This window comes from Vineibacter terrae, from assembly GCF_008039615.1.
GTDB classification, from domain to species: Bacteria; Pseudomonadota; Alphaproteobacteria; order Reyranellales; family Reyranellaceae; genus Vineibacter; species Vineibacter terrae.
Window position 1 is genome coordinate 1 of record NZ_VDUZ01000036.1, and the last position, 13175, is coordinate 13175.

At 69.4% G+C, this 13175-nt stretch carries 12 protein-coding genes; 6 read left to right on the top strand and 6 right to left on the bottom strand.

Annotation, left to right across the window (positions count from 1 at the left end; genetic code table 11):
- Positions 1–161 precede the first annotated feature (161 nt).
- A complete protein-coding gene (locus tag FHP25_RS26935) occupies positions 162–1610 on the top strand; it encodes a sensor histidine kinase (RefSeq protein ID WP_147850079.1) in 1449 nt (482 codons plus the stop codon).
- Here the strand turns inward: FHP25_RS26935 and FHP25_RS26940 are convergent.
- Together FHP25_RS26940 and FHP25_RS26945 are read right to left on the bottom strand one after the other, a co-directional pair.
- Positions 1607–2818, bottom strand: a complete 1212-nt coding sequence (locus FHP25_RS26940) for an MFS transporter (RefSeq protein ID WP_147850080.1) — start codon at positions 2816–2818, stop codon at positions 1607–1609. The two genes, FHP25_RS26935 and FHP25_RS26940, sit on opposite strands and share 4 nt — an antisense overlap.
- Before the next feature lie 33 nt (positions 2819–2851).
- Positions 2852–4042: a class I SAM-dependent rRNA methyltransferase gene (locus tag FHP25_RS26945; protein WP_147850081.1), complete on the bottom strand. Its 1191-nt coding sequence runs from the start codon at positions 4040–4042 to the stop codon at positions 2852–2854.
- Between the two features lie 27 nt (positions 4043–4069).
- Here FHP25_RS26945 and FHP25_RS40940 point away from each other — a divergent pair, with 27 nt between their 5' ends.
- The gene (locus tag FHP25_RS40940) at positions 4070–4390 is read left to right on the top strand and encodes a hypothetical protein (RefSeq protein ID WP_178133805.1); all 321 of its coding nucleotides are present in this window, start codon (positions 4070–4072) and stop codon (positions 4388–4390) included.
- 3 nt (positions 4391–4393) lie between these two features.
- On the opposite strand, the gene FHP25_RS26955 is transcribed toward FHP25_RS40940, so the two are convergent.
- Positions 4394–6184, bottom strand: coding sequence for a gamma-glutamyltransferase family protein (locus tag FHP25_RS26955; RefSeq protein ID WP_147850083.1), 1791 nt, complete (start codon positions 6182–6184; stop codon positions 4394–4396).
- A gap of 115 nt (positions 6185–6299) precedes the next feature.
- Between FHP25_RS26955 and FHP25_RS26960 the strand changes: the two genes are divergently transcribed.
- The 4 genes from FHP25_RS26960 (at position 6300) to FHP25_RS26975 (ending at position 10766) form a co-directional block, all read left to right on the top strand.
- Positions 6300–7325 carry a P1 family peptidase gene (locus FHP25_RS26960; protein ID WP_147850084.1) on the top strand — a complete coding sequence of 342 codons (1026 nt, stop codon included), beginning with the start codon at positions 6300–6302 and terminating at the stop codon, positions 7323–7325.
- 89 nt (positions 7326–7414) lie between these two features.
- Complete coding sequence (locus FHP25_RS26965; protein WP_147850085.1) at positions 7415–8935, top strand: ABC transporter substrate-binding protein; 1521 nt, start codon at positions 7415–7417, stop codon at positions 8933–8935.
- A 44-nt stretch (positions 8936–8979) separates the two neighbouring features.
- Positions 8980–9927 (top strand): ABC transporter permease, encoded by a 948-nt coding sequence (locus FHP25_RS26970; RefSeq protein ID WP_147850086.1) that lies wholly within the window; start codon positions 8980–8982, stop codon positions 9925–9927.
- Complete coding sequence (locus FHP25_RS26975) at positions 9924–10766, top strand: ABC transporter permease (protein WP_147850087.1); 843 nt, start codon at positions 9924–9926, stop codon at positions 10764–10766. Before FHP25_RS26970 ends, FHP25_RS26975 begins: the two co-directional genes overlap by 4 nt.
- Positions 10767–10770: 4 nt before the next feature.
- Here FHP25_RS26975 and FHP25_RS26980 read toward each other — a convergent pair whose 3' ends face one another.
- The 3 genes from FHP25_RS26980 to FHP25_RS26990 all read right to left on the bottom strand — a co-directional run bounded on the left by FHP25_RS26980 (position 10771) and on the right by FHP25_RS26990 (position 13150).
- Positions 10771–11658 carry a DMT family transporter gene (locus FHP25_RS26980; protein WP_147850088.1) on the bottom strand — a complete coding sequence of 296 codons (888 nt, stop codon included), beginning with the start codon at positions 11656–11658 and terminating at the stop codon, positions 10771–10773.
- Between the two features lie 3 nt (positions 11659–11661).
- Positions 11662–12561, bottom strand: coding sequence for a DMT family transporter (locus FHP25_RS26985; protein ID WP_178133806.1), 900 nt, complete (start codon positions 12559–12561; stop codon positions 11662–11664).
- Positions 12562–12712: 151 nt separating this feature from the next.
- Complete coding sequence (locus tag FHP25_RS26990; protein ID WP_218578622.1) at positions 12713–13150, bottom strand: DUF4864 domain-containing protein; 438 nt, start codon at positions 13148–13150, stop codon at positions 12713–12715.
- Positions 13151–13175: the final 25 nt, after the last annotated feature.

Genomic DNA, 13175 nt, shown 5'->3' on the forward strand with positions numbered 1-13175 from the left:
CAAAAAATCGGTCTGACGATCAACTTGGCGGAAATTACTCATCACAACCACGCTGGCTCGAGCCAATATCAACCCTCGATAATGAATCTCATTCCAGCTCTCGGCTCAAGTCCGACAGGCTGCTAGGCGCGGTGCCCCGGGTCGGCTACTGTCCATCGCGCATGGCGAGCACCGACACCGCCCGTCCGACGCCGACCACCGCGCCGCGCCGGCGCTGGGGTGGGCTGGGATTCGGCCTCTCGTCGCGGATCCTGGCGCTGGTCGTCCTGGCCGTCATGACGGCCGAGGTGGCGCTGTTCCTGCCCTCGATCGCGCGGTTCCGCCTGACCTGGCTGGAGGAGCGTATCGAGGCGGGGACGCTCGCGACCCTGGCCCTGGACGCCACGCCCGACAACATGATCGACGAGCGTCTGACACGCACGCTGCTCAACCATGCGCGGGTCGATGCGGTCACAGTCATCGAACCCGGCAAGCCCAAGCGTGCCCTGATGCCGCCGGGCCTGCCGCAGGCGGCGGGCACCGTCGAGCTGGTCGATGCCAGCGTCATGGAGCTGATCTGGGATGCGCTGGAGGCCATGGCGCGGTCGGGCAGCTACGAGCTGCGCGTCGGCGGCCGCTCGAATCGCATGCCGGCCTTCCATGTCTATGTCTATCTCGACGAGCTGCCGATGCGGATCGGGATGTATGACTATGCCAAGCGCATCCTGATCCTGTCGATCATGATCGCCGGCTTCACCGCCGGGCTGCTGTATATCGCGCTGCGGTGGCTGATCGTGCGGCCGCTGCAGCACGTGTCGGCGGAGATGATCGCCTTCCGCCGCAATCCCGAGGATGAGGCCACCGCGCGGCCGCCGGTGCAGCGCGACGACGAGATCGGCATCGTCGAGCGCGAGTTCGAGAGCATGCAGCGCGAGCTGCGGGCGGCGCTGCAGCAGAAGACCCGGCTGGCGGAGCTGGGCGCCGCCATGAGCAAGATCAATCATGACCTGCGCAACATGCTGGCGACGACGCAGCTGCTGACCGACAAGCTGGCGCGCAGCAACGATCCCAAGGTGCGCGCGCTGGCGCCCGTGATGTTCGCCTCGATCGATCGCGCGGTGAAGCTGTGCGCCGACACGCTGGAATATGCCCGCGGCCGGCCGACGCCGAAGCGAACCGCATTCGAGCTTGCCGACCTGGTCGACGAGGTCGGAGTACAGCTTCTGGAGCAGGGCGAATCGGCCGACCCCAACCTGTTGCGCGACTGGTGCAACGACGTCGATCCGTCCCTGTCCGTGACCGCCGACCGCACGCTGTTGTTTCGCGCCATCTTCAATCTGGGGCGCAATGCCTTCGAGGCCGGCGCGCGCGGCGTCACCATACGCACCGAGCAGCAGGACGGGCTCGTCGTCGTCGATATGGCCGATGACGGGCCGGGCGTGCCGGCACATATCGAGCCCAGCCTGTTCCGGCCTTTCGCCGCCGGCGGCCGGCCGGGCGGCTCCGGCCTCGGCCTGGCCATCGCCCGCGAGCTGATCCGCGCGCATGGCGGGGAGGTCACGCTGGTGGCCAACGGCACTGCCGGCGCCACGTTCCGCTTCACGCTGCCGCTGAACCCGACCCGAACCTAGGCTCGCCTCGATGAGGCCGCGGTGATCCAGAAAGCCACGGCGATCACCGCCAGGCCGAAGAGCGTCCATACCACCAGGCGGTAGTTGCCGGTCGCCGCCCAGAGCAGCGCCATCAGGAACGGCCCGGCGGCCCGCGCCAGGATGCTGGGTGTCGCCAGCGCGCCGCTGATCGCGCCATAGGCGGCGGCGCCGAACAGCTCGGGCACGATGGTGCCGCGCACGATGGTCACGATGCCGTTGGGCAGCCCGTAGAGGATCGCGAACGCGATCAGCGACGTGCCGCTGGCCGGCAGCATCAGCACCGCCAGGGCGATCGGGTAGAGCACGAACGAGGCCGTGCCGATGACCCGGGTCGACACATAGCGCGACAACCACACGACCAGAAGGCGTCCCGCCACCTGCATCGGGCCGATAATGGCGTAGCCGCCCACGATGGTGGCCATCGGCAGGCCGCCCTCCAGCATCATGGGCACCAGATGGAAGACGACGGCGGTGAAGACCAGGCTCAGGGCCGTGAAGCACACGGCCAGTCCCCAGAAGGCAGGGCGGCGCAGCGCGGCACGCAGCGCCGCGCGATCCTGCGGGGCGTTGCGGGTCCGCTCGGCGGCGGCCACTGGCGGAATCAGGAACCAATGCAGCGCGGCGCAGACCAGGTTGCAGGCCGCCATCACCAGCAGGGCCTGGCGCCAGCCGATATGGTCGACCATGAGCTGGGTGATGGGGACGAACACGGTGCTGGCGAACCCGCCGACCAGGGTCAGCGCCGTGATGGCGCGGCGGAAGTCGCGTGGAAAGGTACGGGTCATGGCCGCGAAGGCTGGCTCATAGAGCGTGCCGGCCATCGCGATGCCGATCAGGGCCCATGTCGCGTAGAAGGCGTGGAGCGCTCCGATCCAGGACCATGCTACCAGCAGCAGCGCGCCGGCCAGCGACGCCGCGGTCATCAGGCCGCGGGCGCCGTTGCGGTCGATCCATACGCCGGCGGCGAAGGCGCAAAGGCCCGACGTCAGCAGGCCGATCGACAATGCGGCGTTGAGATCGGTCCGCGACCAGCCGAGCTCGCGTTCCATCGGCACGACGAGCACGGTGAAGCCGTAGTAGAGCGTGCCCCAGGATATGAGCTGCGCCACCGACATGCCCCACACCAGGGTCCAGGCACGCCGGCCACGCAGCTCGAGGCCGGGAGCCGGTGTCGGTCGCTCGTTCATGCCGGGCGCTGGATTCGAGGACGGCAGCGGTGCCTAGTCCAGCGCCAGCAGCAGCCCCTTCAGGTAAGCCGTCTCCGGCAGGCTGGGGTGCACGGGGTGGTCCATGCCGGCACCGGTTGCGCGCAGCACCCGGGCCTCGCGCCCGGCATCGTGCAGGCCGCGCTTGACCTGCTCGGCGAACAGCGGCGGGTCGACCAGGTGCGAGCACGAGGCCACGAAGAGCAGGCCGCTCTTGACCACGAGCGGCGCCGCCAGCCGGGTCATCTTGCGATAGCCCTGGGCGCCGGGCTTGAGATCCTTGCGGCTCTTCACGAAGGCCGGCGGATCGCAGATCACGATATCGAAGCGTTCGCGCAGCTTGTCGAGACGTGCCAGCTCATCGAATACCTCGGTGCGCGTGACGTGGCAGCGCGCGGCGACGCCGTTCAGCTCGGCCGATTGCCGCGCCAGGTCCAGGGCCGGCTGCGAGCGGTCCACGAGATGCACCTCGGCGGCGCCATTGACGGCGGCGAGCACGCCGAAGCCGCCGGCATAGGCATAGGTGTCCAACACCCGCGCGCCTCCGGCGAAGGCGGCGACCATGGCGCGGTTGTCGCGCTGGTCGAAGAACCACCCGGTCTTCTGGCCACCCGCCGGATCACAGACGAAGCGCGCGCTGTTCTCGATCAGGTCGATCGGGCCCGGCACCTCGCCTTTCACGATGCGGGTCTCGAGCTGCAGGCCCTCCAGCTTACGTGCCGGCGAATCGTTCTTGAGCAGCACGGCCGATGGCGCCACCACCGCATCGAGCGCCGCGAGGATATCGTCCGTCAGGCGGTCCACGCCGGCGGTGTTGGCTTGCATGACGCACACGTCGCCGTAGCGATCGACGATCAGTCCAGGCAGGCCGTCCGCCTCAGCGTGCACGAGCCGATAGTGCGGCACGCCGGCGTAGAGACGCGTGCGCAGCTGCAGCGCCGTTGCCAGGCGATCTTCGATCAGGCTGCGGTCCAGGCGTGCATCGCCGTTGCTGCACACGAGGCGCGCGGCGATCAGCGAGTGCGGGTTGAATGTCGCGACGCCCAGCGCATCGCCACCGGCAGCGCGCAGCACCACGGCTGAGCCCGGAGGCAGCGCCTTGGTCGCCGGCTCCATCAGGATCTCGTTGGAGAAGGCCCATGGATGGCCCTGCCGCAACCGGCGGTCTTCGCCGGCCCGCATCAGGACGCTGGGGTATTTTGACATGAACGACTCCGGCCTGAGGCCGCTCTATTGGCGCGCAGCAAACGCATCGAGGTTCTACTAGCGTGCCCTCATGCGGTTGTCGAAGGCGAAACAGTGCACATCACTGCGCCCTGTCGGCATGCCCGGCGCAGGAGATCGGATGACAGTGAAGATGTCGGCGTGATGATCTGGGGTGATGTCGAAGGTGCATGCAGCCGAGCATCAGTGGTTCCGCGCAGAAGCGCGATGGTTGCTCCTCGGCGCAGCAGCGGCGACGCTTACGGACTGATCGATATGGAACTCGCCGATCAGCGCGCCTGCGACCTGATGTGGAAGGGCAACGCCGGCGGCGCGGCGGTGGGTGCCTGATCCTCAATCACCCACGGCGACGCCGTCGCGACGCGGGTCGGCGCCGCCTTCATAGCCCATGAGCTTTCCCGCGCCATCGTAGCGCGCGCGGATGCCCTGCAGCCCGCCCTGGTGGGATACGATGCGCACCTCATGGCCGCGTGCACGCAGGCCGGCTGCCGTCGCCTCGGCGGTAGGGCCGGCCTCGACCTCGGTCACGCCGTTGAGATTGAGCAGGCGTGGCCCGGCGATCGCCGCCTGCATGGTCTGCGCGGGATCGTGCAGCAGCCGCAGTGTCGCCTGCGCCACGTCGCCGATGATGCGCGGACCGCCGGCCGAGCCGATCGCGAAGAGAAAGCGGCCGTCGCGGTCGAGCGCGATCAGCGGCGTCATCGACGAGCGTGGCCGCTTGCCGGGCTGCACGCGGTTGGCGACCGGCCGGCCGTCGACGGCCGGCAGCAGGCTGAAGTCGGTGAGCTCGTTGTTGAGCAGGAATCCGCCGACCATGCGCCGCGCCCCGAAGCTGGATTCGATGGTCGTGGTGAACGAAACGACGTTGCCCTCACGATCGACGATCGCCATGTGCGTGGTCCCGGCCTCGGGCTTCACCGGCGCCGCGACGGGCGGCAATGCCGGCGTGCCCGGCGGCTGCCCCGCATGCGCCTTGCCCAGCGAGCTGCAAGCGACGATGGCGGCGCGGCGGCCGTCGAGATATCCATCGTCGAGGAGCCCGTCCACCGGCACGGGAACGAAGGCCGGGTCGGCGACCCACCGGTCGCGATCGGCGAAGGCCAGGCGGCCAGCTTCGGCAAGCGCATGTCCCGGCTGCGGCGCGCGCGCGTCCTGGCAGTCGCTGCCGCCCGACGGCGCATCGTCGTAGCGCGGCACCAAGGCCAGGATCTGCAGCACAGCGATGGTGCCCGAGGTCGGCGGACCCATGCCGCAGATGGTCGCACCTGTCAGATCGGTGCCGGCGGCCACGGCGCGACACAGCGGTGTCCTTTCCAGCGGCCGGTAGGCGGCAAGATCCTCCGCCGTCATCGATCCCGGCCGCGGCTCGCGCTGGACGGCGGCGACGATGGCCTCGGCCAGCGCGCCGCGGTAAAGCGCGTCGGCGCCGTCGCTGGCCAGCAGGCGCAGGGTCGCGGCCAACGCCGGATTGCGCATGACCTCGCCCTCCCGGCGCGGCGAGCCGTCGTCATTGAAATAGAGCCCGCGCGCTTGCGGGTCGTTGCGCAGGGCCGGCTCGGTGGCAAGGGCACGCGCCAGCCGCGGCGGCACGGGGAAGCCGTCTTCCGCCAGCTTGATCGCCGGCGCGAAGAGGTCGTGCCACGCCAGCTTGCCGTGACGGCGATGCACCGCCTCGAGCATGCGCATCGCGCCCGGCACGCCCACCGACAGGCCCGAGACCACCGCCAGCGGAAAGGGCATCGGCTTGTCGCCGGCGAGGAACATGGTCGGCTCGGCGCCGGCCGGGGCGGTTTCGCGACCATCCCACGCGGTCACCTGCCGGCTGCGCGCCTCGTAGTGCATCAGGAAGCCGCCACCGCCGATGCCGGAGGCCTGCGGCTCGACCACGCTCAGCACCAGCTGCACGGCGATCGCAGCATCGACCGCCGAGCCGCCGGCACGCAATATGGCCAGCCCGGCGTCGCTAGCCATCGGGTTGGCGCTGGCGACCATGTGCGTCCGGGCGAGCGGCGCCGGCTCACGCGCCAGCGCCGGCAGCGCAACGCCCGCGACGACGGCGATAGCGAGAAGATATCGGCATCGGATCGTGGGCCGGCTGAACGCACCACTGTGGAACACGGTCATGGTCGCTCCTCGAGGGAAGCCGAAGCGTGCGCTGGCTGGGGGATGGACGCAACCAGCACCATGATTGACCCGGCGGCGAGCGGCTGGCAGCGTCCGGCCCCGACATGAGGCTCCCATGCTCCAACCTGGTCCACGCAATCTGATCACCGACGTCGACGGCATTCTGGTCGGCAATGCCGAGGACCACCGCGTGCGCAGCGGCACGACGGTGGTGTTGTGCGAGCAGCCTGCCTGCGCGTCGGTCGACGTGCGCGGCGGCGGGCCGGGCACGCGCGAGACCGACCTGCTCGACCCGTCATGCATGGTCAATACGGTCGATGCGGTGGCGTTGTCGGGCGGCTCCGCTTTCGGCCTGTCGGCGGCGGACGGCGTGATGAAATGGCTGCGCGAGCATGGTCGCGGCGTGCCGGTCGGCCCCATCGCGGTGCCGATCGTGCCGGCGGCCATCCTCTTCGACCTGTTGAACGGTGGTGACAAGGACTGGGCCTGGCCACCCTATCGCGAGCTGGGCCATGCCGCCGCGAATGCGGCGGCGGCGGATTTCGCCCTGGGCAACTCAGGCGCCGGATTGGGCGCGAAGGCCGGCAATCTGAAAGGCGGGCTGGGCAGCGCCTCGGCCGTTGATTCCACGACCGGCCTGCAGGTCGGCGCGCTGGTTGCGGTCAATGCGCGCGGCTTCACGACCATGGGCGACCTGCCCCAGTTCTGGGCCTGGGCCCTGGAGCAGGGCAGCGAGTTCGGCGGCTTGCCGCCGCCGCCGCGCGGCCTGGCGCTGCGCGTGTCGCATCGGCGCGGCGAGCTGTCGCATGAAGCCGAGCCCGCCGCCACCGATCCGCGCGGCAACACGACCATCGCCGTGGTCGCGACCAATGCCGGGCTCGACAAGGCGACGTGCCGGCGGCTGGCGGTGATGGCCCAGGACGGGCTCGCGCGCGCCATCCGGCCGGTGCATACGCCGCAGGATGGCGACTCGGTCTTCGCGCTGGCCACCGGCCGGCTCGGGCGGCCGCTCGATGCGATGGCGATCGGCGAGCTGGGCACGCTCGCCGCCGACTGCCTTGCCCGCGCCGTCGCGCGGGCAGTCTATCACGCCACGACGCTTGGCGCCGCGCATAGCTGGCGCGACACGTTCGGGCGTTAGGAAGCCAAACCATTGGCCATGCGTCGGCGGCTTGTTATGGTCCGCCTTCAGTATCGCCGCACGGGGGCGGCGTTGTCAGGGAGAGGCAGATGAGCGATTTCACCCGCCGGCAGCTGGGCGGACTTCTTGGCGGCGCGAGCGCCTTGGCGCTGCTGGGGGTGGCGCCGGGAGCGCGGGCGCAGGCGCCGGGACGGGCCAAGGACGGCGTGGTCGTGATCGGCATGTCGCTCGAGCCGCCGGTGCTCGACCCCAACCTCAACGCTGCCGCGGCGGTCCGCGAGATCACCTACCAGAACATCTACGAGAGCCTGACGCGGATCGACCGCAAAGGCTCGATCATCCCCGGCCTGGCCGAGAGCTGGACGGTCTCCGAGGACGGCACCCAGTTCGTCTTCAAGCTGCGCGCGGGCGTGAAGTACCATGACGGCGAGCCGTGCGAGGCGGCTGACGTCAAGTTCACCCTGGACCGCCTGTCGGCGCCCGACGCCACGGCGCCCGGCAAGTCGCTCTACACCACGATCAAGGAAGTCGAGGTGGTGGATCCGACCACGGTGCGCGTGACGCTGAAGGGCCCGGACGCCTTCTTCCTCTACAATGTCGGCATCGGCGACGCGGCCATCATGGGCCGCAAGAGCGCCGCCACCAACGGCACCAAGCCGATCGGCACCGGTCCGTTCATGTTCAAGGAGCGCAAGGAAGGCGACTCGGTGGTGCTGGTGAAGGCGCCGACCTATCGCGACCCCGGCGCCATCAAGCTCAACACGCTGATCTTCAAGTTCATCAAGGATTCGGCGGCGCAGCTCAACGCGCTGAAGGCCGGTGACGTCGACACCTTCCCCGGCTTCCAGTCGCCCGAGCAGGTGAACCAGATCAAGGCCGACCCGCGGTTTGCCGTCGTCGTCGGCTCGACCGAAGGCGAGACGATCCTGGCCACCAACAACGCCAAGAAGCCGATGAGCGAGCTGAAGGTGCGCCAAGCGATCGCGCATGCGATCAACCGCGACGACCTGATCGCCGCCGAGAACGGCTTCGCCCTGCCGATCGGCAGCCACTTCCCGCCGCACAACCCGGCCTATGTCGACCTGACGAAGACCTATCCGTTCGACATCGCCAAGGCAAAGAAGCTGCTGGCCGAAGCCGGCTATCCGAACGGCTTCGAGGCCAGCCTCAAGCTGCCGCCGGTGGGCTATGCCCAGCGCTCGGGCGAGATCATCGTCAGCCAGCTCGGCAAGATCGGCATCAAGCTTGCGATCACGCAGCTGCAATGGCCGCAATGGCTGCAGGAAGTGTTCAAGGACCGCAACTACGACTTCACCATCGTGGCCCACACCGAGGCCAACGACCTCGATCGCTATGCCCGCGACGGCTACTACTGGGGCTACGACTCCAAGGCCTTCAAGGACAACTGGGCGGCGGTCGTGAAGGAGGTCGATCCGGCCAAGCGGACCGAGCTGCTGAAGAAGGCGCAGAAGATCATCGCCGACGATGCCGTGAACGGCTTCCTGTACCAGCTCGGCAAGGTCGGCGTCTGGAACAAGAACCTGATCGGCATGTGGGAAGATTCGCCGACGCCATCGATCGACATGACGGGTGTGCACTGGAAGCTCTGAGGCTCGACACTTCTCCCCGCGCAGGCGGGGAGAAGGCCTGAACCATGCTTGATTTTCTTCTTCGCCGCCTGGCTGCCGCGCTGCTGACCCTGGCGCTGGCAAGCATCGTGGTGTTCCTGGTGCTGGAGGTCCTGCCCGGCGATCCGGCGCTGGTGATGCTGGGCACCGAGGCGCGGCCGGATACCCTGGCGGCGCTGCATGCCAAGCTGGGCCTCGATCGGCCGTTGCTCGAACGCTATGTCAGCTGGGTCGGCGGCTTGCTGAGCTTCGACCTGGGCAACAGCTACGCCTACGGCACGCCGGTCTCCAAGCTGATCCTCGACCGCGTCGTGGTCACGCTGCCGCTGGGCGCGCTGGCGCTGTCGTTTTCCGCCTGTGTCGCCATTCCGCTGGGGGTGTTCGCGGCGTCGCGGCGGGGACGGATGTCGGACTGGCTGGTGATGGGATTCGGGCAGGTCGGGATCTCGATCCCGAACTTCTGGTTCGGAATCCTGCTGGCGCTGTTCCTGGCGGTGACACTGAAGCTCTTCCCGGCCGGCGGCTTCCCGGGCTGGGGCACCGACCCGCTGGGCTCGCTGCATGCGCTCATCCTGCCGGCGTTGTCATTGAGCCTGCCTGAGATCGCGATCCTGTCGCGGGTCACGCGCTCGTCGATGCTCGACACGCTGCGCGAGGACTACGTCCGCACTGCCCGCGCCAAGGGCGTCGCCGAGCGCGACGTGCTGATGCGCCACGCCCTGCGCAACGCCCTGATCCCGATCGTCACCATCGCCGGCCTGATCGCGGGCTTCCTGCTGGCCGGCGCCATCATCGTCGAGACCGTCTTCTACCTGCCCGGCGTCGGCAAGCTGGTGTTCGATTCGATCAGCAATCGCGACCTGATCGTGATCAAGAACGTGGTGATCCTGCTGACCGCGCTGGTGCTGCTGGTCAATCTGCTCGTCGACATGGTCTACGTCATCCTCGACCCGCGCCCGAAGGTGAGCGTATGAGCGCCTTCTGGTCGCGCGCGCAGCGCCATGTCGGGTTCCTGATCGGCGCCACGCTGGTGTTGCTGGTGGCGCTGATGGCGCTGGTGTCCCTTTTCTGGACGCCGCATCCCTACGACGATCTGCGCATGGCGCTGAAGCTCAAGCCGCCGGACGGCACGTGGCTGCTGGGCACCGACCACCGTGGGCGCGACGTGCTGTCGCGCATCATGGTGGGCGCACAGACATCGATCACCGTCGGGTTGATCGCGGTGTCGATCGGCATGGCCCTGGGGGTGGGCCTGGGCGCCTGGGCGGCGGCCCGGCGCGGCTGGCTGGACGAGGTCGTGTCGCGGCTCAACGACCTGGTCTTCGCCTTTCCGGCCGTGCTGATGGCGATCCTGATCACGTCGGTGTTCGGCGCCAGCGCCACCAACGCCATCCTCGCCATCGGCATCTTCAACATCCCGGTGTTCGCGCGGGTCACGCGCGGCGCGGCGCTGATGATGTGGGGCCGCGATTTCGTGCGCGCGGCATCGGCGCTGGGGCTGGGGCCGCTCACGATCACCGTGCGCCATGTGCTGCCCAACATCGCCAGCGTCCTGCTGGTGCAGGCCACGATCCAGTTCGCCACTGCGATCCTGGCCGAGGCCGGGCTCAGCTACCTGGGGCTGGGCGCGCAGCCGCCGGTACCGTCATGGGGCCGCATGCTGTACGACGCGCAGACCTATCTCTATGACGCGCCAGGGTTGGCGATCTATCCCGGCCTCGCCATCGCGCTCACGGTGCTGGGCCTCAACATGATGGGCGACGGCTTGCGCGACCTGCTCGATCCCCGCCTGCGCCTGATGCGCGTCGGCTAGGAAATCAGGCGCGGCCGGCGCGCGACGGCGTCAGGGCCAGGAACAGGGCCGCGACAGCGCAGGCGAGCGCGCCGGCCTGCAGCGGACCGAACGGCTCGCCATGCGCGAGGATGCCGCCGGTCATCGCCACCACCGGCACCAGGATCGAGGACAGCGCGCCGACCTCGGCGGGCAGCAGGTCGACGATCCGGAACCAGATCAGCGTGCCGACCGCGGTCGGCACCAGCGACAGGAACGCCACGACGGCCACGACCTTGAGGCTGGGCAGGAACGGCCGCAGATCGGTGAAGAACAGCGCGCCGATGATGATCGGGACGGCGCCGATCACGAGCTGCCAGGCGGTCAGCGCCAGGGGATGCAGGCCGCCCCAGTCGGTGCGCTTGTTGATCAGCGTGCCGGCGGCCCAGCCGATGCCGGCCAGCAGGCTGAAGCCGATGCCCAGCGGCGCCCCGGCCAGGTGCGTCAGGTTGGGCCATGCCAGCAGCGCCACGGCGCCGGCCCCGAACAGCAGCGCCAGCCCGACGCGGCGGGTCAGCGGCTCGCGCAGGAAGGTGACGGAGATCAGGGCGGTCCACAGCGGCATGGTGTAGCCGAGCACGGCGGCCTGCCCCGACGGGATGTAGAGGATGGCTGCCGTGGCGGCCACGTACCACACCGAGATATTGCCCAGCGCCGCCGCCATCAGCGGTCGCCAGCGGCCCGGCGGCACCGCCATCGATATGCCCAGCAGGCGCACGACCAGCATCATCATCAGCCCGGCGCCGCTGACAGCGAAGGCCCGGAAGCTCCAGACCGACAGCTCGCTGAGCACGATGTTGAACATCGGCCAGCTGCCGCCCCACAACAGGGCGAGCAGCGGCAGCATCAGGACGGCGCGGCGCGACGCGGCCATGGCCTAGGCACGGGCCGCAACGGCCCGCGGCGGGATCAGCGCCAGCCAGAGGGCGGCGACCGTGCAGGCCAGCGCCGCGATCTGCAGCGGCCCCATCGGCTCGCCGAACAGCAGCACGCCGGCGATGACCGCCACGACCGGGACCGAGACCGACGACAGGCCGGCGACCTGGGCCGGCAGCAGGTGGACCAGCGTGAACCATGTCGCCGTGCCGATCGACATCGGTACCAGCGCGATATAGAGCGACACGGCGATGGTCAGCGCGCTGGTCTGCGGCCAAGCCCCGTCCAGCACGAAGAACCCGACCACGATCGGTGGCAGGCAGAGCAGCATCTGCCAGGCCGTGAGCGCCAGGCCCATGCCGCCCCAGTCGGTGCGCTTCACGATCACCGTGCCGACCGCCCAGGCCAGCCCGGCCACCAGCCCGGCAGCGAGCCCCAGCGGCGCATCGGCGTAGACCGCGAAATTCGGGACCATCAGCAGCACCACGGCCGTGACGCCCAGCACGATCGCGGCCAGCATGCGCAGCGTGAAGCGCTGGCCCAGGAAGATCGCCGACAACGGCGCCAGCCAGAGCGGCATGGTGTAGGCCAGGATCGACGCCTGGCCTGACGGCAGGTAGAGCACGGACAGCGCCGTGGCCACGTTCCACACCGTCAGGTTGCCGATCGAGGCCCCGAGCAGTGGCCACCACAGCCGGCGCGGCACGGCAAGCGACTCGCCGCGCAGCTTGGCGACGGCGAACAGGGCGGCGGCCGAGACGGCGACGACCAGCGTCCGGAAGCTCCACACCGACAGCTCGCTGAGCGCGACGCGGAACAAGGGCCAGTTGGTGCCCCACAGCAGGGTCAAGAGCACCAGCAGCGCGATCGCCCTGGTCGGCGGTGCGGTGCGATCTGTCATCGTGGTCGCGGGAATGAAGGCCTGTCGTGCGGCGGCGTTTTCTCGTCGGCAGGACCGTAGGGGCGCAGGGCGGCGGCGTCCATCGTGGCAGCCGCATGGCCACCATGCGTGTGGTCGCCTGCATCCATGCCCGCAGGCCGGGAGGAGAGGCCTACGCCGACCGCTCTTCCGGGGCGCCCAGCGAGCAGCCGGCAATGCGCCACGAGCCATCCGGCTGCTGTTCCATGATGTAGAAGGCGGTGACCGCGCCGCCGTCGGGGCCGACGATGTGCACCTTCTGCACGATCTGGCCGTCGACCACGGCGACGGCGCCGAAATGGTAGGCCTGGGGCCGGTAGACCGGGCGATAGCCGCCGCGCACCATCGCCATGAAGTTGTCCACGGTACCGAACATGTGCCGGATGGCGGGTGCCGCATAGGAAAAGGCGGCCTCGCCGTCGTCGCGCCGGAAGGCCGCGATCTGGCTGTCGATCACCGCCTGGATCGCGGCCCGATCGTCCTCGCCGGGCGGATCGGCCGCTTGGGCGACGGTGCCGGCAAGGCTCAACGCCAGCAGGACCCACAGGCTGAGCAGGTTATGGCGGATCACGGCGGCGCTCCTGTCGTCGGCGTCG